At 46.5% G+C, this 25108-nt stretch carries 22 protein-coding genes; 4 read left to right on the plus strand and 18 right to left on the minus strand.

The features are described from left to right. Positions 1-14 precede the first annotated feature (14 nt). The 3 genes from E8L90_RS09220 to E8L90_RS31085 form a co-directional block, all read right to left on the minus strand. On the minus strand, positions 15-665 hold the full coding sequence (locus E8L90_RS09220) for a methionine ABC transporter permease (protein WP_137029129.1): 651 nt from the start codon (positions 663-665) through the stop codon (positions 15-17). 2 nt (positions 666-667) lie between these two features. Beyond that, on the minus strand, positions 668-1687 hold the full coding sequence (locus tag E8L90_RS09225) for a methionine ABC transporter ATP-binding protein (RefSeq protein ID WP_162309133.1): 1020 nt from the start codon (positions 1685-1687) through the stop codon (positions 668-670). Positions 1688-1779: 92 nt separating this feature from the next. Next, positions 1780-1914 (minus strand): hypothetical protein, encoded by a 135-nt coding sequence (locus E8L90_RS31085; RefSeq protein ID WP_279633649.1) that lies wholly within the window; start codon positions 1912-1914, stop codon positions 1780-1782. A 343-nt stretch (positions 1915-2257) separates the two neighbouring features. Here E8L90_RS31085 and E8L90_RS09230 point away from each other — a divergent pair, with 343 nt between their 5' ends. The 3 genes from E8L90_RS09230 to E8L90_RS09240 all read left to right on the plus strand — a co-directional run bounded on the left by E8L90_RS09230 (position 2258) and on the right by E8L90_RS09240 (position 5752). Next, on the plus strand, positions 2258-3268 hold the full coding sequence (locus E8L90_RS09230; RefSeq protein ID WP_137029130.1) for an LLM class flavin-dependent oxidoreductase: 1011 nt from the start codon (positions 2258-2260) through the stop codon (positions 3266-3268). 99 nt (positions 3269-3367) lie between these two features. Further along, positions 3368-3820 carry a hypothetical protein gene (locus E8L90_RS09235; protein ID WP_137029131.1) on the plus strand — a complete coding sequence of 151 codons (453 nt, stop codon included), beginning with the start codon at positions 3368-3370 and terminating at the stop codon, positions 3818-3820. Between the two features lie 1107 nt (positions 3821-4927). Further along, positions 4928-5752, plus strand: coding sequence for a hypothetical protein (locus tag E8L90_RS09240; RefSeq protein ID WP_137029132.1), 825 nt, complete (start codon positions 4928-4930; stop codon positions 5750-5752). A gap of 40 nt (positions 5753-5792) precedes the next feature. On the opposite strand, the gene ybaK is transcribed toward E8L90_RS09240, so the two are convergent. The 13 genes from ybaK to E8L90_RS09305 form a co-directional block, all read right to left on the minus strand. Next, positions 5793-6272, minus strand: coding sequence for a Cys-tRNA(Pro) deacylase (gene ybaK / locus E8L90_RS09245; RefSeq protein ID WP_137029133.1), 480 nt, complete (start codon positions 6270-6272; stop codon positions 5793-5795). Between the two features lie 122 nt (positions 6273-6394). Further along, a complete protein-coding gene (locus E8L90_RS09250) occupies positions 6395-6685 on the minus strand; it encodes a hypothetical protein (protein ID WP_137029134.1) in 291 nt (96 codons plus the stop codon). Positions 6686-6709: 24 nt separating this feature from the next. Beyond that, a complete protein-coding gene (locus tag E8L90_RS09255) occupies positions 6710-8368 on the minus strand; it encodes a hypothetical protein (protein WP_137029135.1) in 1659 nt (552 codons plus the stop codon). Positions 8369-8370: 2 nt separating this feature from the next. Next, positions 8371-11838, minus strand: coding sequence for a DUF4132 domain-containing protein (locus E8L90_RS09260; RefSeq protein WP_137029136.1), 3468 nt, complete (start codon positions 11836-11838; stop codon positions 8371-8373). Between the two features lie 19 nt (positions 11839-11857). Next, positions 11858-12997, minus strand: coding sequence for a VWA domain-containing protein (locus E8L90_RS09265; RefSeq protein ID WP_137029137.1), 1140 nt, complete (start codon positions 12995-12997; stop codon positions 11858-11860). Next, positions 12982-15384 carry a DUF5682 family protein gene (locus tag E8L90_RS09270; RefSeq protein WP_137029138.1) on the minus strand — a complete coding sequence of 801 codons (2403 nt, stop codon included), beginning with the start codon at positions 15382-15384 and terminating at the stop codon, positions 12982-12984. The genes E8L90_RS09265 and E8L90_RS09270 overlap by 16 nt, the downstream gene beginning before the upstream one ends. After that, positions 15345-16445, minus strand: a complete 1101-nt coding sequence (locus E8L90_RS09275) for an ATP-binding protein (RefSeq protein WP_208759422.1) — start codon at positions 16443-16445, stop codon at positions 15345-15347. Before E8L90_RS09275 ends, E8L90_RS09270 begins: the two co-directional genes overlap by 40 nt. A gap of 199 nt (positions 16446-16644) precedes the next feature. Next, positions 16645-17505, minus strand: coding sequence for a tryptophan 2,3-dioxygenase (gene kynA, locus E8L90_RS09280; RefSeq protein WP_137029140.1), 861 nt, complete (start codon positions 17503-17505; stop codon positions 16645-16647). A gap of 76 nt (positions 17506-17581) precedes the next feature. Then, the gene (locus E8L90_RS09285; RefSeq protein ID WP_137029141.1) at positions 17582-18577 is read right to left on the minus strand and encodes an aliphatic sulfonate ABC transporter substrate-binding protein; all 996 of its coding nucleotides are present in this window, start codon (positions 18575-18577) and stop codon (positions 17582-17584) included. Between the two features lie 30 nt (positions 18578-18607). Next, positions 18608-19363, minus strand: a complete 756-nt coding sequence (locus E8L90_RS09290) for an ABC transporter permease (RefSeq protein WP_137029142.1) — start codon at positions 19361-19363, stop codon at positions 18608-18610. After that, entirely contained in the window at positions 19296-20138 is an 843-nt protein-coding gene (locus tag E8L90_RS09295; RefSeq protein ID WP_137029143.1) for an ABC transporter ATP-binding protein, read from the minus strand. The genes E8L90_RS09290 and E8L90_RS09295 overlap by 68 nt, the downstream gene beginning before the upstream one ends. 141 nt (positions 20139-20279) lie before the next feature. Continuing rightward, positions 20280-20510, minus strand: coding sequence for a hypothetical protein (locus E8L90_RS09300; protein ID WP_137029144.1), 231 nt, complete (start codon positions 20508-20510; stop codon positions 20280-20282). Positions 20511-20787: 277 nt separating this feature from the next. Further along, positions 20788-21399 carry a DedA family protein gene (locus E8L90_RS09305; protein WP_137029145.1) on the minus strand — a complete coding sequence of 204 codons (612 nt, stop codon included), beginning with the start codon at positions 21397-21399 and terminating at the stop codon, positions 20788-20790. A gap of 251 nt (positions 21400-21650) precedes the next feature. Between E8L90_RS09305 and E8L90_RS09310 the strand changes: the two genes are divergently transcribed. Continuing rightward, positions 21651-22481 (plus strand): hypothetical protein, encoded by an 831-nt coding sequence (locus E8L90_RS09310; RefSeq protein ID WP_137029146.1) that lies wholly within the window; start codon positions 21651-21653, stop codon positions 22479-22481. Between the two features lie 82 nt (positions 22482-22563). Here E8L90_RS09310 and E8L90_RS09315 read toward each other — a convergent pair whose 3' ends face one another. After that, a complete protein-coding gene (locus E8L90_RS09315; protein WP_137029147.1) occupies positions 22564-23070 on the minus strand; it encodes a GNAT family N-acetyltransferase in 507 nt (168 codons plus the stop codon). Between the two features lie 411 nt (positions 23071-23481). After that, positions 23482-25089, minus strand: a complete 1608-nt coding sequence (locus tag E8L90_RS09320; protein ID WP_137029148.1) for a SagB family peptide dehydrogenase — start codon at positions 25087-25089, stop codon at positions 23482-23484. Positions 25090-25108: the final 19 nt, after the last annotated feature.

Genomic DNA, 25108 nt, shown 5'->3' on the forward strand with positions numbered 1-25108 from the left:
CTCCTTCTGTTGCCTTAGTTCCGGCGTATTTTACGTGCCAGCACGTTGCCGAATGATTGAATCCCTTGGACAAGCACGACGAGGATGACGACGGTCGCAACAATTGTCACGGTGCTGAACCGCTGATACCCGTATGTAATTGCCAAGTCTCCAATCCCTCCGCCACCAATTGCACCAGCCATGGCTGTGGCTCCGATTAAGCCGATAGTAGCTGTCGTGATGCTGAGAATAATCGACCCGAGTGTTTCCGGGATGAGAAAGCGAAAAATGATCTGCAAGGGCGTTGCTCCCATTGCTTCCGCGGCTTCGATGATCCCTGCGTTTACTTCTAGTAAGGAGTTTTCCACCAAGCGAGCCATGTAAGGCCCACTGTAGATGACGAGCGGCACAATCGCCGCTGTCGTGCCGATGGAGGTCCCGACAATCAGCCTTGTCAACGGGATGATCGCCACCAGCAAAATGATAAATGGAACTGAGCGAAGGACATTGATGATCGGATTCAAGATCGAAAAAATCAACGGGTTCTCTAAAATGTGGCCCTTGCGCGTGACCACGAGCAAAATGCCGAGCGGAAGGCCTATCAATGTCGCAAACACGAGCGATACGCTCACCATGTAAATCGTTTCGTATACGGCTCGGATGACTTGGTCGGATGTGACTTCCATCGTTAGGAAATCTCCTTTACCGTGACGTTTTGTTGCAGGATGTATTGGTACGCGCGTGAAATTTCCCATTCGCTGCCTTGCAATTCGACTATCAAGTTGCCAAATGGCACTCCTTGCAGCTCTGTGATGTTTCCGGATAGGACATTGACGTCACTGGCAAAACGCTTCGCTACTTGCGAGAGCATCGGTTGACCAGAGCTTTCCCCGATAAAACGAATATGAAGGATCTTGGATCTTCCTTGGTTCGCTTCCAAAAGCTTGTAAACGCTGACTGGGACGTCGTCACGTACCACGGATTTGACAAAATGACGTGCCGTCTCTGTCTGCGGATTCGCAAATACATCCAAGACATTTCCTTGTTCCACGACAGCGCCTTGCTCCATGACGGCAACACGGTTGCAAACCTCCTTGATGACATTCATTTCATGGGTAATCATCAGAATCGTGACGTTGTATTCCTCGTTCACCCTTGTGAGCAATTCCAGAATGGACGCGGTCGTTTGCGGGTCTAATGCCGAGGTTGCTTCGTCGCTCAGCAAAATGGACGGGTTAGTCGCCAGTGCACGTGCGATCCCGACGCGCTGCTTTTGTCCGCCGGATAGCTGATTGGGATAGCTCTTCGCTTTTTCTGTTAATCCCACAAATGACAGGAGCTCGGCTACGCGTTCCTGAATTTCCTTTTGCGAAGTGGTTCCGAGCCGTAGCGGCATGGCTACATTGTCAAAAACGGTCTTCGTGGAGAGCAGATTGAACTGCTGAAAGATCATGCCGATGTTTTTCTTCAGGCTCCGCAAATGTTGGACCGACAATACAGACAAATCATTCCCGTCGACAATCACTCTTCCAAATGTCGGCTGCTCCAATCGATTGACCGTGCGCAGCAACGTGCTTTTGCCAGCGCCGCTTAAGCCGATCACCCCGAATATGTCACCTTTGTGCACGTTCAGCGTAACACCTTTTAATGCCTCAATCGTTGCGCCGCCACTTTCGTATGATTTATGGACTTCGTGAAACTCAATCATGCTCTCTTTCGGTTCGAACTTTTTCTTAAAGGACGGAAGAGATGCTTGTGTCTCCTCCCTAATCACTTGTACGCTCCCCATGTTGATTCCCCCTAGCCCACTGACAATCGCGATTGTAACTGATCGCGGAGCACATCTTTTCCTTTCGCTTGTAAAACAGCCTGGATGTCTGTACAAAACGAGCACCCGCTTCTTCCCCATACGATCACTTTTTGTTTGGCTGACATGTACAACTCCTCCTTCTCCCAGCGCTGGCTTCCGTCGCGATCCAAAAACAAAAAGACCCCCTACCCATTGGCAGGAAGTCTCCAGTTGTCTGGTCGACTATTTAATTCTCATCGGATTACTTGGGATATTATCATTCGCAGCTTTGCCACGTCAACAGCTATTTTCTATTGCATCATGAACACACATATTGAAACAGTCGTTGACAATGAAATGGGTTCCCGATAAAATCCTAGCAAATAACTATGAATTAGCCGACTGGTCATCCAGAGGCCCCCTTTGTACATGAAAACGTACGATCAGGGGGCCTCTATTTTTACTTTACGAATAGGAGCGAACAACAACATGACGCTAAAACTAAGTATTCTGGATCAAAGTCCCATTCAAGAAGGAGAAACAGCAACAGAGGCCTTTTTGCATACCATTGCCTTGGTTAAAAAGGCTGAACAGCTCGGCTATCACCGATTTTGGGTGTCTGAACACCATGACTTAGATCATGTGGTCGGCTCATCACCAGAAGTGCTCATCGCCCATTTGCTGGCGAAAACAACACGTATCCGCATCGGTTCCGGTGGAGTGATGCTGCAACACTACAGTCCGTATAAAGTAGCTGAAAATTTCCACGTACTGGCCTCCCTAGCACCTGGTCGCGTCGATCTCGGTATTGGCAGAGCTCCCGGAGGACTTCCGTTATCGACAAAAGCACTGCAACAGGAGAGCGCAGGAACCAACCGAACTCTTGCAGAAAAACTCGAAGAGCTCGAGCACTTTCTCCATGACGAGCTAACGCCTGCGCATTCCCTTTATGGAGTAAAGGTCATCCCGACTCCACCTCAGCCAGCCGATTTATTCTTATTGGGTACGAGTATCGAAAGCGCAGAATTAGCTGCTTCTCGGGGTATTCCGTACGTGTTTGCCCTGTTTATCAACCAGGATGAGACGGTGGGTCAAACGGCCATTGAAGCCTACCGGAAGCAATTTCGTCCAGGCAGAATCGCCACCCCGCAAGCACTCCTTGCTCTTTCCGTCATCGTAGCCGATACCGAAGAAGAAGCCGCTCAATTAGCAAAGGAAAGCAAGGTCGCCAAAATCCATTTGCAAAGCGGTAAAACCGTAACCGTTACCAGTCTGAAAAAGGCGGAAGAATTCGGACTTCAATCCGTCGAGCCGTATACGATTGAGGTAAAGGAAGCGAATGTCATTCACGGAACGAAAGACACGGTACAAGAAAAGCTCACTGCGATCCAGGAGCAATATGCCATCGAGGAAGTCATCATTACAGCGCCTATCAAAGACTTTCAAAAAAGAGTGCTGTCATATGAGCGATTGCGAGAAGCATACAACCTATTTTCGTAAAATTAGAGAAAATACCGTTGCAGGTGTGGGTGCAGGCGAAAAAGGAAATAACACATAGGTAGACGAGTAGTTAAATAGTACCCAGCTAAGGAGGGCTATATGCTTTTCCTAAACATGATTTTCCTCAGTTTGGTGACGGTTGGCAGTATCCTGTATACCTATAAAAATCGATCCGAGCTTGCCTGTATGGATGGCATGATCATTGCTATGGTGTTAGGTGCTATGTCTAGTATCTCCTTGGGTTTGAATATTCAAGTATATCTGGTGGCCGATTTACAACTTGCGACCATCATTGCTGTCGCAATTGGCATGGCGGTTGGGTTTATCACGGGGAAGTTGGTCTCTCTGACCGCTTCTATTGAAGGAGTCATGGCTGGAATGATGGGCGGGTTGATGTCACCGATGCTAGGTGCCATGCTTTCTCATCCTTTGGGGCTTATATGGTTTTTCGACTTTGCCTACATCTTTGTTTTGATCCTGGTTGTTCTCCTTGTAAAAGAAGCAAGGCAAGCCTTTTTGGAAGAATCGATGGATGTTGAGAAAAAATCTTGAAACTCCTCAAAACACGGACGCTCTCGCTTTATTGAATAGCGTACAATCGCGTGGCGATATCCCATTAAAAATTGTCATACGATTATATCGTATGCACATCCTATTATGCCTATGAGATTGAGGGATTTACAAGTCGAAAGCGAACATGCAAACAATAAAAAAAGTCCCTTCCATTTAAGAAGGGAACTTTTTTCAGCCTGATAGGAAAACGCGATAAGCACTATAGCTACAACAGGCGGAAGTCTAAATTGAGCAGCTAGTCCCTCCGCTCCGATACCTGCAGATAACGCTTTACCTATCTTTGCAGCCTTACTTGCACCTACGTATGTTGTTGAATTCTTTGAACGGCAATCTAAATTCGAATTTGTATATTTCCTCCGACCATGTTCCCTTTTTTAATTTCAAGAAGGTACCGCTATCTGAGAGTATCCACTTCATAGAAAAACTGTAGTTAAAGCAACAGATAGTAACGATTTAGCAATTCTATCTTCTTTCACTCTTCTTGCTTCTATCTTTATTATCCAGATAAATAATCCCAAAAGCCACCACAACTGTGAGGACTACAACAATCCTTCTGTTAATTCCCATGCTAACGTCAAGATCGAAAAAACTGACAGCTGACAACACCAGAAGTAAGACCAAAAGAATTTTTCTGATAATATTACTCACCTCAAATCATCGTTCTCTTACTCACAATAATGGTAACCTCCTGAAAACATTGTAAAAAATTGTCGGTGAAAATATAAAATTTTGTAAAATCACGAAGTATTAGTATGAATTTGTTCCCGCAAGTATCTATACATATGCGTTACCACGGGCCAATAAAAATAGTACCTTGCCGTTGCATACTCCGTCTTCTGACTTGAATGGAAGCGAGCAAATCCCTGACAGCAACTAGTGCTCTTTGCCTTGCACGCTTATTCCTCCTTCCCCTTTTAAACAAAAATAAAGCTCTACCAAAGAGCTTTTCCTAGAAACCCATCGTTTTCTCCCCATTCGATGTGTAATTTACATATGATAATCATTCTCAAATTGTAGCGTTTGGAGGAAAATTCTACTATGATATTGGCAATAGTGGTTTAATTTAGCAAGAGAGGTGATGTGCTTATGCTAGATTTAGCAAGTCCTGTATGGGGTAAGCTACATGGTCCTTATGGTTTGTCTGATCGCGTCCCAGCGCTCATCGAACATATTCAGGACGACTATTTTTCCGAAGAAAAAGAAGAATTGTATTGGGAGCTTCTGTATCATCAAAATACGATTTATCCATGTACATATGCTGCAGTCCCCTATTTAGTAGAGATCGCTTTAAAAACAGAGAACCCTGGTATTCTATTGGACATCTTTATAACCTGCGGCATTTTCGAGGCCAGTAGCGAAAATACGACTCAAATGGGTGTGCCATCAGAGTTTTTACGAGATCACACACCATTATTAGATCAAGAGACCATAAGAGAGATCTATCGTGATTACCGCTGTGCCATTCAATCACTGACAGAGCAGACAGAATCAATCCTTCACCTAGCACGGATGGAAGAGCATAATGCAGACAAGCACTACATACTGGCTGCGGACGCTGCGTTTCGTGGGGACAAAGACATTGCCAACATGCTCCTCACCTTTTCAGAGGGAGACGAATATGTAACGGTGTGCCCGACGTGCGACCAGTCTATCTACTTATGGCCTGATGAGGAAGAGGAGATTTTGTTCGCTTATGAAGACGATCCTGTTGCTCATGGTACAGCGAAACGATTCTCAATCATCGCCAAAAAACCGGACATGACAAATGACAGCGGACTACAGAAATTATACCAACGTGCACTTGAGATTGGGGATAAAAAGCTGCTTGCCCATCTTCCTTATCTTGCTGGTGAATTGAACTGCTGCTCATGCGAGACCCCTATCCATGTTTGGACGGGACTTTTTCCATAAACAGCAAAAAGGCCTCCGCTAATGCCGTGGCCTTTTTGCTTTACGTTGCAGATACATCTGCCAAGGAGCCTTTCGTTGCTTGTAACAAGCCCTCTACTGCTATCTCGATCTGGACGCCAATGTTTCCGCCACTGACGATGATCGTCTCTAACGATTGTGCTCGTTGATCGATCACCGTCGGGAACAATTTCTTCATTCCGACTGGCGAACATCCACCACGAATATAGCCAGACACCTTGGTAATCTCTTTCACGGGTATCATCTCAATCTTCTTCTCGCCGACTGCTTTCGCCGCTTTTTTGAGATCAAGCTCAGCTTCAACAGGAATGACAAACACATAATACGCTTTGCTCGTCCCTTGCGAAATCAATGTTTTATAAACAACGTTCTCTTCGCATCCGATCTTTTGGGCAACAGCGATTCCGTCGATTTTCCCATCATCCGTTGCATATGTCAGCATGGTGTATGCGATTTTTTCTTTATCCAATATCCGCATCGCATTCGTTTTTCCTTGCTTCACACCATTCCACCTCCGCTACACGCTGGTCAATAAAATATAATCTATCTTAGGGGATGGCGTTCTACTTTTCAATTGAAAAAAGAGAGACTCCTCAAGAATCTCTCTTTCTTCACTAGACTCTATTACGATGATCGAGTCATAGGCTTTTTCATCATATTGACGTATTGTACCACATACAAATACTGCTGCGTTAACAATTCCGCATCCGCTTTTACTTCCTGCAAATAGCGATTACCCTCCACCTGTAGGTCTTCGATCAATGAGGCGAGGAAGCTCATATCGTACTCGGTCGCGAGCTCTTCCAGCCTTTTCAGCTCCTGCAAATCTTGCCTGTCAAGCTTATGGATTCCTTTGAGTAACAAGCGTTCCTGCCATTCCGTCAGCTTTTCGGTAAAGGAATATAACTCCTCCATGATTTTATGTCCACTCCCTCACCACTATAGGTCTAACTTAAAGCTCGTCAGCGATTTGCCCTGCATGATGCTGATCGGATAAAGCCCATCTCCTTCTTTTTGCACAAGTAAATACACTTCGCGCAACTCTAGCAGCCGCTTGTTTTGTTCGAGATGACGTATATTGCGGGCGAATTCCCCCTGATAGGAAATGCTCAATTGGAGGGAATGACATTGCTCGTCTTCGATCGTCAAAATCAACTGTTGCGTCTTCTGATCGAAATCAACTTCGTTGAACCTGTTCGCTTTCAATAGAAATACCGAGTCCAACGCAGTTTCAAACATATCGCCTGCCGCGTCCTTCCAGTCACTTGACCAGTCGCGAACGAACACCTTGCCGAGATCCAGGTCTTCGATATTGTCCCTGGGAACGATGGTTAGCCGCGTTTCTTCACTGGAAGACAAGCGCTGCTCCCGATTCGTCTTCGCCTGTGTCAGGATGACCTGTGAATGAGAGAGCTCCTCCATGGAGATCAACCCGCCCCAAGGTACCTTGCCTTTATAGCTGTCCTTAAAGGAAAAGGAAATGCCTTCATAATACACCGGGCGCGCTTCTGTATACGTGTAGATGCGTAGATCAGAAAGCGAATAAAAGTAATACGTAATCCCCTTGTACCCCGACCGCGTCTCCCATGGATTTGCTCCCAAAGCATACAGACTTAACTGCGGAACCATATGGTACTTACTCTTAAAGCTGCCGAGAAGCTGCTTTTTCGCTTCGGTGTGATCGGTCTTCTCTAGAGCAAGCAAGCTGAGATACACCCGGGAAAGCCGGTCGAGCAGCGCTTCCGTTGAAAACTTGACATGACGCTGAAAAAATAAGTTCAGCTCCCCATGAATACCGCGAATGTCCTTTTCCACTCGGGGAAGATTGCCATTATGCGCAGCGATAGCAAGCAGCTCCAGCCGTGTACAAATCGTCTGGGATAGCTTTGCCAAGCCGATGCCAAGAATCTCTGCGATCAGAGCTTTGGCTTCCGTTACGACATCCGTTTCATAGCTGACATCGGTTACGGATGCTTGTAACTGCTCACGATCCTGTAACTGGTGCATGGCGCGATAGCGCAAAATGACCTCCAGCTTGTGCAAGCAATTGCCTTTCGCCTTGCAGGTGCACATGCTCTTCCCGATCTCCGATTCACTGTCAAATGATACGGAAATATCTTGGGTGTGCAATGTCATCGTTAAAAAGGATGTTTCAACGACTTCCATCTCCTCGAAATAGTCGAGGCGAAACAGCACTTCTTCCAGCTGCGCTGGGGTAAAAGCCTTACTGATGTGAGACGGCTGCAATTGCAAGAGCCAGCTAAAGTCAGGCTTGTAGGTCTCCTGCTCTTCCTCGGCCTCTGCTCCTGCTTGCAAATGGTTTTGGGCATAGTTGACGATGGCGATGATGACATGCTTACATATCTTGTCAGATGGACATGAGCAGGAAAAACGCTCAATATCTGCATGAAGTCGGCATACGCTGTCATCTGACAGCGCACACTCGACGTAATCGTCCCCGAACTCGTAGGAAACGGTGATTCCTTTTTCCATTTCCTTGATGGAACGATTGTAAATCCCTTTATTCGCGTATTTGATCAGATACTCTTCGTTGCACAGCGCGATAAACCGATGAAATTCCGTTGTGAAATCCGCCATCGTTATTTTCCTGCTGCTCGCATGACATCATAGACGGTTTCGCTGAAAATGCGTGTTGGAATATCAGTGAGCTTCAGCCGATCCACTGGCTTGAAGTAAAAATTCTTGTAATCGGCATCTTTATTCGGGAAGAAAGCCAACGCTTCCAGCTTCACATCCTCCATGCCCTCCCAATACGAAATGCTCGCCCCGCTGAATTTTAACTCAGCCACCATACCGTCATACAGTTTGTAAAACTCGCAATAATAACCGCCATCGAGGGGCGTTCCCTTTACCCAGCCGAATTTCTCCATCATTTTCGCAAAAGCAGTAGGTGAATACGATTCATCAGGCAAGCGGAGCAATTCATTGACTTTTAATTCTTCTTCCGTAGGCAGGAACGCTTCACGATTCATCTGCTCGAATGGCTGAGTAATCTCGTAATCTTCCAGCTGAGTACGCCAGCCGTTCAACGTCTCTTCGTCCAGTTCCAGTGGGTGAATCAAGCCAATGAACTGCTCATCTGCCAATTCGTACTCATCCTCATCCACGGTGTTAAATGTCCCATCGTCCATATAGCGGAACGTATCTACGAGCTTTCCGTCCTCGTATACACCCCAGATGAGCCCGATTGCGAATTTTTGCATCAACACGTTCTCCACAAAGAGACGTTTCCAAGCTGCCGTTGACCAATAACGCGATTTGGACAGAGACTCCTCTAGACGAAGAGATTGTACTTTCACCATATTTTTCAGGTCTTTTTTCAATTGAGCAAAAGTCAATCTCGCTTGTTCTGCCATCTCTTGATCGTCTTTCGCGGATGGTGCAGGCAGATTTTTGACCGCTTTTCCTGTACTGTCGTTCGTGACTTCCAGCTCCAGCTCGTTGCTGACTTTGACCGTGAAGGTGCGGTCGCCGTAGTCAAACACTTGCTTGCCCAACGCATCGAAGCCAAGCGTGGTGACCAGTCGGTCTTCCAGTTCCATCGCGGAAATGTTCTGATTGGCAGCCGCCATAGACAGCGCCTCTTCTGCTGCTGATTTGACTTGCCTGTTTTTGATCGTACGCTTGATCTGGTCGATTAGACGCAGCGCAGTCAAATCATTTGAGAACGACAGAGCACGCACGCCCTCCGCAGCCAAAGCACCGCGAGAATGATCTGTCCAATCCTTAATCAACTGACCAATCGTATCGACTATACGTCGATCTCCAAAAGCGACGCAGAGCGGCATGACCCATTTTTCTTTGGCGACTGCTCCGTTATCGATCCAAGTGCGCAAAACTTCTGTGCTAAAGTCAGCAACAGATGCCGCTTGCAGAGACGGTTTCAAGTCAAGTACCAACTGGTTTGGCGATGTCGGAAAATCGATCGAAGCGGTTAGCATGTACTCCATTACTTCCTGACCCAGCTCGTTGCCGTCTTGGTCGCGAAGGACTGGCATGCGCTCCAGTGGCATCCATTTAATCCGTGTGAGCTTGCGCTTGTCGGTCAGATTGCCCAAATGAGTCAAGCTCGCATCTGGTCCTTGCTCCTCGGCGTCGATAAACGTTTGCAGCAGCGTTTTAAATTTGCTGCTCTTTTCTGTTGTCAACAGCTCTTGGAAAATCTCCTTGTTATTGTCCAGGGAGCGAATCGCATCCAGCGCCATTTCCTTGACCTTTGCTTTTTTCTCGGTTTGATAGACGTGCAAATAAAGCTCCTTGTCTTTGGCCTGAAGAAACGCTGCACCAGCGAGACCGCTCACTTTCTTCGAGCTGTCACCCAATCCGAGCAGAATCGCTTGGTTGCGCAATTCCTCTGACAGCGTCTCCTTTGCCGCTAATACGGTTTGCGTCACAAACACGCGATTCTCTGTATCCAGCTTGTCAAATTGAGCCAGACTCATTTCCGGATTCGCTACGACCAACGAACGATACACCTCTTCATTGACGTCTGTGTAATAATAGTGCGACTCCTTGATCGACAATATCTGATAGAAAAGTGTCTGGATATCTACAGCTTCGTCCTTCCGGTAATGATCGATGATGGCGGTCAATCGATCCTGGAACGCATGAGCGAAGCACATATGGCCTACTCTGCGATTGGACTTGTCTTTGTATTGGCACATGAACGGAATCAGACGCGCAATAAACGGATGGTCTACAGGCAAGAAGCTCAGCAGGATCATCTGCTGTCTTACGAGCTGTACGTCCTCCAGATGAACATGCTCAAGTACATCCTCTAGTACAGCTTTGTCATCCAAATAGTTCGCCAGCTTTGTCGAGCCCTTCGCACGGCGCAACGCGTCTTGAGCAATTCCTTCCAAAGTAGGCTGGAAATCGGAGAGATCCACGCCTTGTTCCGCCAACGTTTTGTGTAAAAATCCTTTGACCATTGGGATCGAAGCAAGCTCAAGTGCTCGTCTTGATTTCGTTACGTCTTCTAGCACCAGCTGCTTCACTTGCTCCCATTTTGTCGGCGGGGATAGCAAATGCTCGCGCAGTCCCAACAGTAGATCGTAAGGCTCATCCATGTGCACGAGGTCAATCAGTCTCTTATCTTCGGACAAGATATCAAGCGGGAACATGTCAAAAAGGATTTGCAAGGTGTTGTGCAGCTCCCGATCCATCTCCTCTTCCTTCTTCAGGAATGCACTGATCCCGCCTTTGACGTGAATGCGGTAGTACAGCAAGCTGATGACCAGCTCCATATATCGCTTCAAATGCTTCTGGTTCAAAAGGGAGCCTTCCTTGACCTGCTCTTCTGGATAATACTTTTCTCGCAACGCAGCCTTTTTCTCTTTAACGTATAAAGGGTACAACGACTCGTTGGTCAGCAAATTGTTGCTCGAAAACTGCATGGTCACGACTTCTTTGGCAATGATTTGCAGCTCTTTTATATATTCACGCGTATCCCCTGTAAGCAGGTAATAATAGATCGGCATCAGCTTTTCTTTTGCTTCCTCCAATACGCTTGGAGAAATCGTGTATGCATACGAAATAAATAGCAAAAATTTGGCCCGCTCAAATGTCGAGGAGTAATCACGGCTGATGCTTACGCGATAATCCTCCGCCGCTTTTGACAAAAATTCGCCAAACAATGCAGGACCAAGATGCTCGGCCGTTTTTCTCATAGCCTCCAATGCTTTCTGATCTTTTGCCCGGATATCAGCATCACCGATGTCCATCATACACTGCAATTCAATCTGGTCCAGGAAGCACTCATCCATCACGTTTTTCTTATCGTAAAAACGGTTGCTTGCCTTGTAGATCAGTACGGCTGCTCGGTAGAATGCAAGCTCCTCGCCGCGTTTTTTCAGCTTGTCAAATTCGGATCGAACCGTATAGCTGTAAAACCGCGGGTCCTCTGCGATTTCCGGGCATTCGTCTGTGTCACCTGCAACGTAATCAGCGATTGGATCGTACAAATGCTTGTTTCGATCACTTGCACTGATAAACTCCTCCACAAATTTCTTCGTAATCGGATTCAGATCTGTCTTTCGTAAAACCATTCCTTACTCCTCCTTCTCTCTATTTGATAACCTTACCAATCCACTGGGCGAGCTCATCAGGCGTGATCGCGGCGACATTTGCCCCCATATCGCTCAATACCCTTGCAGCATGCTGGTTGTACGTAGCGTTGCCATTGAAGTCCAAGGCCGTCAGCACTAAAAACTTACAACCCGCGTCAATAATTTCCTTGCTCTGGCGATACATTTCCTTGATCGGATAACCCTCCTCCAAATCGCTGACGAGGATAAATATCGTCTTCGATGGATTTTCGAGCAGTGTTCTTCCGTATTTGAGCGCTTGGGCAATATGAGTCCCCCCACCAAGTTGCACACTCATCAGCACATCGACCGGATCATCCAGTCTATCGCTCAAATCAACGACTTTTGTATCAAAAATAACCAAATGCGTCTTCAAGGCGGCGAGCTTGTAAAAAATACTTGCCATAACGGAGCTGTAAATCACAGAGTCCATCATACTTCCGCTCTCGTCCACAACAATGACGATGTTCCATTTGTTGTGATGCTGAATATTGCTGTGGAAATACAGCTCATCGATGATAAAACGACTTTTTTTGTGATCGTAGTTCTTCAAATTTTTGCGAATCGTTTTATGCACATCCAGGTTTTTCATCGACTTCGTATAGCCGCGTTTGTGGCGATTGCGTTTGCCGACAATGCTGGTCTGCACTTCATTTTCCAGCTGACGCCGCAGATCGTCTACGACCTTGCGTACGATTTCCTTTGCGCTTTTCACGACCTCTCCTTTCATCCTGCCTTTAAATTGAAGGATGTTTTTCAAGAGGGTCATGTTGGGCTCCATGCTTTCCAACACTTTTTTGTCTGTCAACAGCTCTGTCATGTTATAGCGGTCCAGAGCTTGCCGCTCGAGGATTTCTACCGTCTTTTTGGGAAACAGCTTGCGGATTTTATTCAGCCAGACGGGAACCGTCAATGCCGAATCTCCCCGGCCACCTTCTTTTCGATAGCCTTGCTCTTCTCCGTATTCACGGTCGTATAAAAATTCAAGAATCGAGTCCAGTTCCTGATAGGAAAACTCGGATGATTGATAGCCCCCGCTGCCTTCCAATGACTCCTCGGCATGAGAGCCCAATAACAACCGCCAGCGGTTCAAGGCTTCGCGGCTCAAATCAGGTTCCATTTGGCAAACTCCTCCTTGATCGCTTGATCGAGCATGCGGGCATCACGCAAGGTACGCTCATCGATGACTGGATTCGTGACTTGTTCCACCGTCGTTTGGAAGAGAGCTGCCACTTTTTCCGAGAGCATACTGATTTCCATTGGGCTAAAATATGTAAACGCCAATCGCAGCTCAGGCACCACCTGTAAAAAGTCGTCGTAGGCCAGAGCTGTAATCATCTGATGCAAATCGCGCAGGATTTCCTCTTGATGAAACAGATAGTCACGAGCCACGATAAAAACGCCATGTAAATACGCGGCGGTATGCAGCATTTGCTCAGGCGAGCCGAACATATAGGCACGGGCACGTCTCGAGATTTCTGCGCGGTCGATCACTTCGAGATTGCACAAGATCGCGACCACTACCCCCTCCAGTTTCGCGGGGAGCTTGTCGTTACGCAGCAATTCCCGCAGTTGATCACTGAAAATCTCTCGGGAATCATCCGCCTGTCTCTTCTCACTCAGCATGTAGAGGAATTTGAGCTGATCGGCCAGCTCATCCAGTTCGTTGGGGTTCGGGTTTCCCTGCTCGACGATTTTGGTCACAGCCTGGTAATATACTTCTTCCACCAAGTTCTCCAACCGTTCTGTTTCGCTAAGGCCGAACAAGCGTTTTTGCTCCAAAAGAATGGTGAGTGTCTTCAACGTCTTGCAAAGCGAGAGAAAATGTCCATCCTGCCTAACGGACTCTACTACAGATTCAAAGAGCCTTTCCGACAGCTCTTCCAACCCCATAACGACCGCCATCAATAGCCATTTTGCCAGCTCATGGCTCTGGTGTTGCGGCAGTTCTTTTACCATATCGGCTAGCTTATGGGCAGCTGCCTCCTTCACCATCCCACCGTAGACCGAGCTCTCGATCAGACGGGCTTCTACGAAGGAGGAATAGCTGTAGCGCCATGTTTCTCGGACAAGATTGACATTTCGGTTGTTCATCCAGTCAGGTCCGGTTTCTTTCGTGCAAAATTCTGTACCCAAGAACTGCATGCAGTGAAAAAACTGGCTGGCTTCGCGATGTGACTTCTTAGCATACAGCTCTAGCACCTTCTGATTGCGCGCTGTTGTCGTGATCGCAAGTTTTAGCGATTTACATCTGTCTTTGCAGTCGCGAACGATGGGCACATCCAGTGAATTTGGAGCAACCTCACCGATTCCGTCTCCTGTCAACAGCTCTCGCAATGTCTCGATCGGCTGTGAGGTTGCAATAGAGCGCTCGCCTTTTGTAAAAGCAGAGAGAACGGAATCGAACAACTCATAGGCACCGCCCTCGGCCTTTTCCCGCATAACTGCCAAGCCGTTCATGAGGCTGTAGGCTTCAATCGCATCCGCAGTCGACGTCGTTTCTCCTTTGTCACGCAGCCTTTTGAGCAGCTGCGGGAGGTACATCAAGGCACTTTTCGAGAAGGGAGCACGCTCCTTTTTCTCCAACGCCTTCCACACACTCTCGTAATAGTGAACGTACGGCATTCCGCTTGCGTACCCATTCAACTGATCTGCTTCCTGGTACGTGTACACCATTGGGTATATTTTTTCTTCCTGCACCTTTTGTATCTTGTAGGAAGTCTTGCGTTCCTCGATGAGTCCGTAGGTATGAAATCCCCCGGTAACCACGAGAATTCTCGCATGTTTTTGCTTTGCCTCTGCAATTTTTTGACGCATGTGGGCCTCGCGAATCAAATCCCCTTCTGCTTCCAAAGTGGCGTCATCATAGCATTTTCGAGACAGATAGCAGTAGGCAAAGACATCCTGGACGAAATCCTTCGTCTGTTTGCGGATACCATCAATCTCAAAAACCTTTTCCCACAGCTCATCGAAGTTCCGACATTTCATCGTCTGGCACAATCGCTGAATAAATTGCGAGCCTGCCAGCATCCGCTCATCGTGATAGGACAGCTTTTCATTCTTCTTTTTCAAATCATGGCCGTCTTCCAAGCTTTCGAGGCGGCTTCCGTAGCTTAGATCAATGAAAGCAGCAGGAATCTGCCGACGCTTTGCTTCGACCAAGGCCACATATTCCGGCGAATACTGAAGAAACGGAAAGTAACAGACGTATTTTTGCTCCCCTGAGGCGTACGCATAATAAATGCTCACAGGTGGCTTCGTCCGTTCATCCGTCAAGATCGGAATGATATGATTGCTATGGTCCGGGCCTTCAATCAGAATGATTTCCGGTTGGTACTCTTCAATCGTTTTTTTCAAATGAAACGCGCAGGCAGGACTATGATGACGAACCGGGAAATAGACGACCTGTTTGCTGAGGTTGTAGACCTCTTCTTCGACGAATGATTTTATGAAGCGGTCCTGACCGTTTATTTGATCCATTTCTTCTCGTTGTAATACGTTCCCCATAGACCCTCTTCCTTTGCCCGTTCTTTGACCACTTTGGTAAAGTAGGTTTTCAGGATATTTGCGTCCTTTTGGTTTTCCTTGACGACCGCTCCCAGCATGTTCTGCACCAGTCGATCCATGGAAATTGGCCTGCCATCATAGTAATGGGACGTCATTGCACTTTGGACATAGACGGATACCGCTTCGGCTGTACTCATCACGGATTGAGGGGAATCGATTTTGAATCCTTCCTTCGTCTCACCCATACGCAGTTCCATGAAGGTCGTCGCCAATATCTCAACCACATCCCGATCGATTTCGATGTCTACGCCACTTTGCTCCAGAATTACTTTTGCTTGGGATTCGATAATTTGTGCTTCCATTTTCACATGATTAATCGGCGCGATTGTCTCGAAGTTAAAACGGCGTTTGAGCGCGCTGCTCATTTCATTGACGCCTTTGTCCCGCAAGTTCGCTGTTGCAATGATATTAAAACCGGGCTTGGCAAACAGGATGCCGTCTGACAGCTCGGGAATGTTCATCACCTTGTCACTCAAAATACTAATCAACACGTCTTGAACCTCAAACGGACAACGGGTAATTTCTTCGAATCGCGTAATAATTCCTTTACTCATACCGGTGTATAGCGGCGAAGGAACCAGGGCTTGCAGCGAAGGACCTTTGTCCAGCAGCATCGCGTAGTTCCAAGAGTATTTGATCATATCCTCTGTCGTGCCAGCGGTACCTTGGATCGTATTCGTGCTCGTACCGGAGATGGCCGCAGAAAGCAACTCAGAGAGCATCGTTTTTGCCGTTCCAGGTTCTCCGACGAGCATCAAGCCGCGATTGCCTGCCAACGTGACGATGGCGCGCTCAATAAGCACGTCGTCTCCGTAGAACTTCTTCGTAATGGGTATGCTTTCGCCCTCATAAGAGAGGGGGTCATCCGTTCCTAAAATAAAGTCGCGCACAGCTCGAGGCGACATCAGCCAATTGGGAGGTTTTGTCCCTGTATCATGGGATCGCAGCGCATTCAGCTGTTTTGCATATAACACTTCCATTGGTGGCTTCATTGTTTCCATCCAAATGCCCACTCCATTTCTGGTTGTACTTGAAAAATAAGGTATACTATAAAAAATGAAAACATATGTTTGTCAGGAAAAGAAGGGTATTTGTACCCATTATTAGGAAAGATATGTGAAAAGATGTGAATTGAGTACTACATGCCAAAAAGCGCCCTGGGTCCCCAAGACGCTTTTCTTCTTTATTTGAAGAGTTTTTTTACAACAGTGTCCGCAAGCTCCAAAGCTCCGGGAAAAAACGGTGATCGAGAGCTCTGCGTAAGTACATGACGCCTGATGACCCTCCTGTTCCCGACTTTTGGCCTATGATGCGTTCGACTGTCGTCATATGGTTAAAACGCCATTGTTGCTGCTGGCTGGCGATATCCACCAGCTTTTCTGCCAACTCGTATAAATCCCAATACTGGTTTACATTTCGATACACGGTCAGCCAGGCCTGCTCTACACTCTGATTGGGTTGATAGGGCTGTGACCAATCGCGATTCAAACATTCCGGATCAATTGGCAAGCCACGAGCAGCCATCTCCCTGATCGCCGCATCGTAAATGCTGGGCGCTTGCAAGGCCGCACTCATTTGGGCGTGAAGCTCTGGTTGATGCGCATACACCGCTAGGACATGCTGGTTCTTATATCCTAGTGTAAATTCGATGAATCGGTTTTGATAGGATTGAAATCCGGACGAATGACCCAGCTTGTCACGGAACTGGAGGTAGTCCGCTGGCGTCAATGTAGAAAGGACATCCCACGATTTAATCAATTGCTGCTGGATACGCGAGACACGCGCGAACATTTTGAAAGCAGACTCCAGATCGTGATTACAGATGCATTCATTTGCTGCTGACAGTTCGTGCAAAATTTGTTTCATCCATAGCTCACTCACCTGATGAATGATGATAAACAGCATTTCATCATGATGCGTGGATTGACATTGTTGACTCGACAAGATTTGGTCGAGCTGTAAATAATCGCCGTACGTCATTTCTTTTTGGAAATCAGTGTGAATCTGTGTCTCCAATGAGGTGTCGTTCGGTTGATTATTTCCTCGTTCATGTTGACTCATCGTGGCATGACCTCCTTTTCCATCTAATTCCTTTCCATCCCTCCTTCTTCCTGCTTATTCTCCTTCTCACCCTATTTTATTTCGCTGATTCCAAATATTTCAAATTAATCAAGCCATCGATTTTATTACTCGAAATATAGCCTGCTTCCTGGCTGATATCTGCCATTTCCTGAATGACTTTTTCATTAACCGCCGTCGTTACTTCCAAACGGGAAAAAGCTGCCTGCACTTCTTTTTTGCTCAGCTCTTTGCCAGTCAGATTTTTTAAATGCTTGATGATCAGGTCTTGGCTTTCTTCAGGATTTTCTTGAATGAATTTGACTGCCTTTTTATGTGCTTGCAGGTAGGCGGTGGCCAATCCTTCTCTTTTCAAAAATTCATCGCTGGCTGCTACCACGGTATTGGTTGATTCTTTCCCCCAAGCGAATTGGTCCCAGTCCAAAAGCAATTTTCCTTCCGCCTGATCTTCCAGTACATATCCCCACGGCTCCTGCGTTGCTGCACCGTCAACCGATTTTTGCACGAATAATGCTGCCGTATCTGCTGGAGCCGCTGCATACAGTTCCACATCTCCACCATTCATCGTCGGTTTCAGGCCAACGTCATTCAGTGCTTTTCTGAGCATGACATCCTGTGTACTGCCGATGACCGGTATCGCGATTTTTTTGCCTTTTACATCTTTTAGTTCTGTAATATTGATTGAACCATTCATGACGAGCACAGCTCCGCCGTTGGCCGCACCTGAAATCAAACGATACCCGGGATGCTTGACATAAAAGTTCAATAGCGGCCCTGGCCCCACTGTCCCTACATCAATCGCCTTCGTTGCCATTGCTTCCATAAACAATCCGCCATTAGCGACCGTTTTTGTTTGAATCTTCATATCAGAACCAAAGGCTTCCTTGAAATAGCCTTTCTCCAGCGCGATGATCGTTGCGCTATGGGTTAGATTTGGGAAATATCCGATCCTTACTTCCTTCTCGGAGGATGCAGCTCCGCCAGTAGAGCACCCGCTCGCAATCCCCATCAATAATAGAGATGCAACAACGGTACTGAACACTTTTTTAAGCATGTGACGACACACTCCTTAGCCATTTTTCTTTTATGAATGGACTCCCCACTTCATCTGAACGTTGCGTTCGATCCGTGAAAAGACAACATTATCGACGATGGTACCGATGACCGCAATCATAATCATGACAGATATCACCAAATCCATTTGTCCAAGTGAACGTCCCATCTCGAGCAGTTGACCGAGACCACCGCCACCACCGAGCAACTCACCAGCCATGAGTGCCCGCCAGGAAAATGCCCAAGCGATTCGAAGGCCAGAGATGATCTGTGGTATGGATGCAGGAAGAATGACTGTTCGTACAAAGTGAAAGCCAGTCGAACCGTAAGTCTTGGCTACCCGCTGATATAGCGGCGGGACATTTTTGAATCCGCTGGTCGCGTTGACCGTCATCGTCCAGGTCGCCCCAATCGTCACGATGAACAAGATGGAGAAGTCATTTAAGCCAAACCAGATTATCGCAAGCGGGAACCAGACAATGCTCGGGATAGACTGAAGAGCGGTCACCACGAAGCCAAGCGTATCTTCTACGAGTTTGTACCTCCAAATGAAGTAACCCAATATCAGTCCGACGATAATGGCTATAAGAAAGCCCAACATGATTCGTCCCATGCTTTTTCCAATCGCAGCGGTAATTTGCCCGCTTATCAAACCATTTACGAGTGTTTCAAAAACCTGGGCCAAGCTGGGAAACATGAACGATGGTAGCCCAGATAATTTAGATGTGACTTCCCATATCGCCGCTATCATAGCGATGAAGATGACCCGTCTGAAAGCTGTAGTCATTGCCCATTTCCTCCTTCAGCACCTTTTCTATCTCTTCTTGCAGGATCGACAGCACCTTTTGCTCGGTGTTTACTGTCACACTGTCCGGCGTGACTCCATCGCGCATGGCAGGAACGGCAATGATCTCCTTGATTTTTCCGGGGCGTGTGGCAAAAACGACGATCCTCTCCGCAAGCAAAACGGCCTCCCGGATATTATGGGTGACGAAAAAAATCGTGACCTTGGTCTTCCTCCAAATCTCAAGCAACTCCTTATGAAGAACCATCCGCGTCTGTTCATCCAGCGCCGAGAACGGTTCATCCATCAGCAAAATGTCGGGTTCCATGACAAGTGCCCGAGCGATGGCTACACGTTGCTTCATCCCGCCTGAGAGCTGATGGGGATAGGAGTGAACATACTTGCTTAAATGGACCATTTTGAGCACTTCCAGCGCCTTTTCGTTGGCTTTCGATGCAGACATTTTCTTCAACTTGAGCCCGTATGTAACATTTTCCAAGACGGTCAGCCATGGAAATAACCCTGCTTCTTGAAAAACAACGACTCTGTCGGGGCCGGGCTTATTCACTTTATGGCCAGCAACGCGTATGTCACCGCTGTCAGGTCGGTCCAATCCGGCTATTAAGTAGAGCAGCGTCGATTTTCCACAGCCAGAGGGACCGACAATGGAAACGAAGCTGCCCTTTTCCACTTCCAGATTGATATCATCCAGCACCTTTACTTTTTGTTTCTGCTCATTCACAAAATGTTTCGTAACATTATCAATAGTCAGATACATGGCTGCACCTCTTTTTATTCCAACTTTGTAGATGGGGATTATGAATAAATAATGATTAATCCTATCGTTTTTGTCAACTATAATCCAATAAAAAAGGGAAGGCGACGGGCACCTTCTCCTATTCAATGCAAGGGCAACACTTTAGGTGCAGCATTGCACTACGTCCATTTCATCTAATCGGTTGACCCATACGGAACCGTCTTCTTTTATAAGAAAATCGATGTTATTTTTCTTAAATGCTTCGATTTGTTCGAGAGAGGCACCTTCCGAAATCTTGTAATAGTCGTTACCTGTTTGAAAAAATAAAAATGTGATAACAGCAATGGATACAGTCGCTGTTGTAATCAGAGAAATAGCAATCTCCCTTTTCATAAAAACTCACCTCGCGTAAAAGATAAGCATTTTCATAATATACCATTTTAAGGAGATATCTTACAAAATACCTCTTTCTCATAAGTGCGACACAAATCCCGTTTTATTCATGTGTAAAACTGGAATAATCCCCCACCCAAATAAGCTCGCCCATGCCCCCAGAAATACTCGCTTGGCTACATGTAGATTTCCAGACTTGCCCGCTCGATCGTCGATTCACCTCTCGGTTCCAAACGGAAAAACCACCTTCCCTCGAAGGAAAGATGGTTTTTAAACTTTAGGCATCCGCTTTTCGTTTGCGGAGGAAAAAAATGAGAAACACGATCCCGGCAAAGGCAAGTACAACATAAACGATATTGGAATAGAGATCGAAATAGTAGAGAATGTCTTCCCATGATTCCCCCAATAAGTGACCAGCCATCACAAGGACGATGTTCCAAATAAACGTACCAAGTGTTGTAAACAACAAAAACAGCGGGAAATTCATTTTGGTCATACCAGCTGGAATGGAAATCAGGCTTCTGATTAATGGGACCATGCGGCAAAAAAAGATCGTCCAGTACCCGTATCGATCGAACCATTCATTCGCTTTATGGATATCTGCCGTTTTAATGCGCAGAATATGCCCCCATTTCACTACGATTTTCTCTATCTTTTTGACGTCTAGGTAATAACCGATTCCATAGAGAATGATTGCCCCGATCACCGAACCGATTGTAGCTGACAAGATTACGCCAAAAACCGTTAAGGATGATTGCGTGGTCATAAATCCACCGAAGGTCAAAATCACCTCAGAAGGTATGGGTGGAAAAATGTTTTCCAGTGCCATCATGAGCAAGATACCGAAGTAACTATATTGTTCAATAATTTGGGTCATCCAGTTCTGCATGCTATCCCTCACAATTATTTACCAATGCTTATCTCACCAGTATAGAGACACGCGTTGCATAGTTCAATGAAAAGCGATAATCTTTTCCTTTATTTCATTACGAAAGAAGGAGGTCTTGGGTTACCCTTCCTTTGAAATTTTTCATTTCAACTATTTCCGGGTCAAAAATATTGCAAAGAAAGTTAATATATGGAATATTAAGAAGGTGCCTCCATGCACAGAAAATCATGAATCGTTAGGAGGTGAACAGTGTGCTTCGGAAGATTGTCCAATCACTCGTATGTCTTTTACTGGTTATGACTGCTAGCGCCGTTCATGTAAACGTGGCCGAAGCAAAAGAAACCGGCATGTTATTCATTGAGAAGCCATTTAAGAAAGAAGGACTTCGCTTTCAAGTGACCGTTACCGAAATCGACAACCCCAAATCTGACTCCCCAGAATACCGAGTAAATACGATTGTCACGAATACTTCGCGGAAACCGATCACATTCACAACTGATCGTTGCTATTTCGTAACAACAGAAATCAAAGCGTATGCTTCCTCCGGAGACTCTTGGGAGCTTCCTTACCGTGAAGACGAACCTGCCTGTACCTTGGAAATCAAGGAAAAAACCTTAAAACTTAGACAATCGATCGAGCAAGATGAATATTTTCGAACAGACGAACTGCCGGTTGATCTCACGCCAGACTACTTTCAGTTAAACTCTTCCGTAAATATCCTCGTTGGACCTGAAGATAAGGAACGCGAAGAAGAAATCGTAAAGATGCAGACGAAATTTCTTCCAGGGCTAGCCCTCAATCCAGACGAGATTGAGATCCAGTCTGAATTGAGCGAATTTCCTAGATGGCATTTCGAAATCAATGCGACAGGAAAAGTCTCTAATAAGGAAATCAAGCGTGTAACGCTTCAGGTCTTTAATACGATCATTACGTTGCGGATTGACTCGAAGTCAGGAGAGTTTTCCACGAAGAAAAAAATAAAAGCAAAACACGAGTCCCTTCAACCAGGTATACTCGAAGTGACGTATAACGATGGAACGAAACACATCTATAGCATTCCCATTAAGAATACCAGCAACTGATGTTTTCCACGAAAAAAAGGACGGCCATGTGTGCGTCCTTTTTTCGTGTTTCACTCTGGTTTATGTTCTGTTGTGCTATTCCCTACTGCTTAGACCAGTAAATCAATGTGTCGTCCCTCTTCATTTCTGTAAATCCCATTTTGACTAATATTTTCGCGGAATCTATGTTATCTAGCAGGCATTTCGCCGTAATCTTTTTCACATCTGGCTGCAATAACGCCCAATTTGCTAGACCTTCTGACGCCTCATACGCGTAGCCTTTTTTTCGCTCGGCTTCAATAATTCCATAGCCGATGTCCACTTCTCCCTGCGCATTCGGAACTCCCTTGAATCCTACATCCCCGATGATCTTCATGCCATCTTTTGTAATGATCATCCACGATTCAAATCCTGTCGGTTCCCCTGTGAGTTCCAGTGCTTTGATGATTTTGGGTATCGTTTCCATCGCATCCTCATCAGGCCAGCCTTTGCCTAATGTAAGCCCCAAATCCAATAACTCTTCGTAATTTTCTTGCAAAATATTCGTCGCGATTCTATGTGTAAATGGAATCAATTTGAGCCGTTGTGTATGAATGCTTTTTTCATTCACGGACAAGTACCCCTTCCTCTTTCCTAGATTGTCGGTGACGATATTTACGTTGGATTTACACGCCATATGTTTTTCAGAAAGGGTCTATTCCTACACCTCAGCTACTCTTTCCATACTCCGATAATAAGAATCACTCGGGCATCACCATTATAGCATGATTTTCCATCCCGTTTTCTCAGAACGAATGGAAGATTGATTAATGGGTATCTTTTCCGAATAATGAGAGATAACGAATGATGATGGACACCAAGTAAAGCCAGTTGATAAGGAGTGAGAGCATGTCCACAACGCTAAACACGCTGGCACCGTACAATACCCATGAGGAAATTGACCGATTCATTCAAGGGATAAAAGCCATTATACGAGCATAATACAAGACCCGGGTCAACGCGACTCGGGTCTTCTACGTTTTTATCCATGAAGCCCGGTCTGAAATCTGGCGCGAGGGCGATAATGCCCGACCGGGATTTGAATCAAGCAGGTTTTCTCTTCGGTCTTCAGGTTGTAAAGATCATCGCAATTCTCCACGTCAAATCCGAGTAGCGGATGACCGCCCATTCCACACGTGAACGCTGCCAAAAGCAATTGATGCACGACGATTCCCGCCTCCATCTGCTGGATGCGATAGCCTCTAAACCCTAGCTGATTGATCAAATGACCACGTTTACCCGCCACGTGAAAACAGAGGGGCACTTGATACAAATTCACGTTGTCCATGGTCAGTCCGTCTTGAAGGCGTGCTCGTAAATCTCCATAAACAATCGGATAAAGAGCGTGCTCCTGTGGTTCGTATACATATGCCCCATCCGGCACCCCTTCTACCTGATGAATGCTCACAAAGAGAGAAAGCCGTCTCCACGCTGCTTCCTGATTATTTCCTAAATCATTGCCATACGACAGAGCACTCATCGTCATTTCCATGATACGCGCTACCTGATTCAGGTCTGTTTTCCTCCTGATAAAGTCCATTTCCGGCGAAAAACGCTCCCGACAATATTGCGCCAGATCATAGCTCGATTTCTGTAAACGCGGGAGACGAATTCGTTTATCGAAACGACGAGGCCACTTGCTTTCCAACTGATCCGAATATCGTCTAAATGCATGGATAGATTCCTGCATGGCAGCTTCATTCATTTTCAGGAGCGCAGGATATTGTCTCATTCTTTTTGAACGCATCACATGCACATGCTTTTGCTCAGCCAGTTCTCTTATTAGCTCGCTTGCCGTCTCCTCACCTCGCGTTGTCCATTGTGCCGGTGAGTGCGAATGACTCTCCCCTTCTGTTTGCAGCGATAAGGGAACTACCGCGTATACACTCTCCTGATCGGCAGATAATCCTAACAGTTTATTCATCGCTCTATCTAGGAACTGGTAGTGTACCGCAGTCGTCACACCGAGCTGATTTGCCATTTCCTGCAATTGCCCTAGCAGTACACCGGCATCGAGGCCCTGCAATCGATAGGAAAACTCATCATACTTAAAAAAGTTCTTCCAAAAATAGATGGATACGAACGCAACTCCAAAGCATGCGTGTACTTGACAATTGCCACCAAGCGCCAGGCTAAGGATGTGATCAAAATTCCCTTCGCGCAATTGTACGAGTCTGTGATGGGCCACATCGTAGTGGTATAGACCTGGAGGAATACTCGACAGCTTCAAATACACATATAGCTCACTCGGATAGAGCGCTCCCCCGGACGGAACCGGTCTTCGATTCGTTACAAGCGGCAAAAACGACTCAGAGCCTGCGTCTGTCGAAGTTGAGGTTAACAACGATTGGCTCATTTGGATGAGTCCGTAGCTATACCACAACCAAGCGCCTAATTGAGGAAGAGACATTTCTTGTGTAACCGTTTGATCTACGAGCGATAGAGGGACGTCTTCTCGCAGAGGAATGACAGGTAGCCCCCTGTACAGCTTATATGTCAGTGGCGCATCCTCCCAATCCACTTCAAGGTCACTTGGTCGGGAGTTTTCTGTATCAAAATGAAGGCGGTACAAAAAATTTTCGAGACTCATCCGGCTCACTCCCAGATGC

Source organism: Brevibacillus antibioticus, from assembly GCF_005217615.1.
Taxonomy (GTDB): Bacteria; Bacillota; Bacilli; order Brevibacillales; family Brevibacillaceae; genus Brevibacillus; species Brevibacillus antibioticus.

Excerpts from the sequence above, each read along its gene's own strand:
- E8L90_RS09220 (WP_137029129.1), bottom strand. The coding sequence starts at position 665 with ATGGAAGTCACATCCGACCAAGTCATCCGAGCCGTATACGAAACGATT.
- E8L90_RS09225 (WP_162309133.1), bottom strand. The coding sequence starts at position 1,687 with ATGATTGAGTTTCACGAAGTCCATAAATCATACGAAAGTGGCGGCGCA.
- E8L90_RS31085 (WP_279633649.1), bottom strand. The coding sequence starts at position 1,914 with ATGTCAGCCAAACAAAAAGTGATCGTATGGGGAAGAAGCGGGTGCTCG.
- E8L90_RS09230 (WP_137029130.1), top strand. The coding sequence starts at position 2,258 with ATGACGCTAAAACTAAGTATTCTGGATCAAAGTCCCATTCAAGAAGGA.
- E8L90_RS09235 (WP_137029131.1), top strand. The coding sequence starts at position 3,368 with ATGCTTTTCCTAAACATGATTTTCCTCAGTTTGGTGACGGTTGGCAGT.
- E8L90_RS09240 (WP_137029132.1), top strand. The coding sequence starts at position 4,928 with ATGCTAGATTTAGCAAGTCCTGTATGGGGTAAGCTACATGGTCCTTAT.
- E8L90_RS09250 (WP_137029134.1), bottom strand. The coding sequence starts at position 6,685 with ATGGAGGAGTTATATTCCTTTACCGAAAAGCTGACGGAATGGCAGGAA.
- E8L90_RS09255 (WP_137029135.1), bottom strand. The coding sequence starts at position 8,368 with ATGGCGGATTTCACAACGGAATTTCATCGGTTTATCGCGCTGTGCAAC.
- E8L90_RS09260 (WP_137029136.1), bottom strand. The coding sequence starts at position 11,838 with ATGGTTTTACGAAAGACAGATCTGAATCCGATTACGAAGAAATTTGTG.
- E8L90_RS09265 (WP_137029137.1), bottom strand. The coding sequence starts at position 12,997 with ATGGAACCTGATTTGAGCCGCGAAGCCTTGAACCGCTGGCGGTTGTTA.
- E8L90_RS09270 (WP_137029138.1), bottom strand. The coding sequence starts at position 15,384 with ATGGGGAACGTATTACAACGAGAAGAAATGGATCAAATAAACGGTCAG.
- E8L90_RS09275 (WP_208759422.1), bottom strand. The coding sequence starts at position 16,445 with ATGGAAACAATGAAGCCACCAATGGAAGTGTTATATGCAAAACAGCTG.
- kynA (WP_137029140.1), bottom strand. The coding sequence starts at position 17,505 with ATGAGTCAACATGAACGAGGAAATAATCAACCGAACGACACCTCATTG.
- E8L90_RS09285 (WP_137029141.1), bottom strand. The coding sequence starts at position 18,577 with ATGCTTAAAAAAGTGTTCAGTACCGTTGTTGCATCTCTATTATTGATG.
- E8L90_RS09290 (WP_137029142.1), bottom strand. The coding sequence starts at position 19,363 with ATGACTACAGCTTTCAGACGGGTCATCTTCATCGCTATGATAGCGGCG.
- E8L90_RS09295 (WP_137029143.1), bottom strand. The coding sequence starts at position 20,138 with ATGTATCTGACTATTGATAATGTTACGAAACATTTTGTGAATGAGCAG.
- E8L90_RS09300 (WP_137029144.1), bottom strand. The coding sequence starts at position 20,510 with ATGAAAAGGGAGATTGCTATTTCTCTGATTACAACAGCGACTGTATCC.
- E8L90_RS09305 (WP_137029145.1), bottom strand. The coding sequence starts at position 21,399 with ATGCAGAACTGGATGACCCAAATTATTGAACAATATAGTTACTTCGGT.
- E8L90_RS09320 (WP_137029148.1), bottom strand. The coding sequence starts at position 25,089 with ATGAGTCTCGAAAATTTTTTGTACCGCCTTCATTTTGATACAGAAAAC.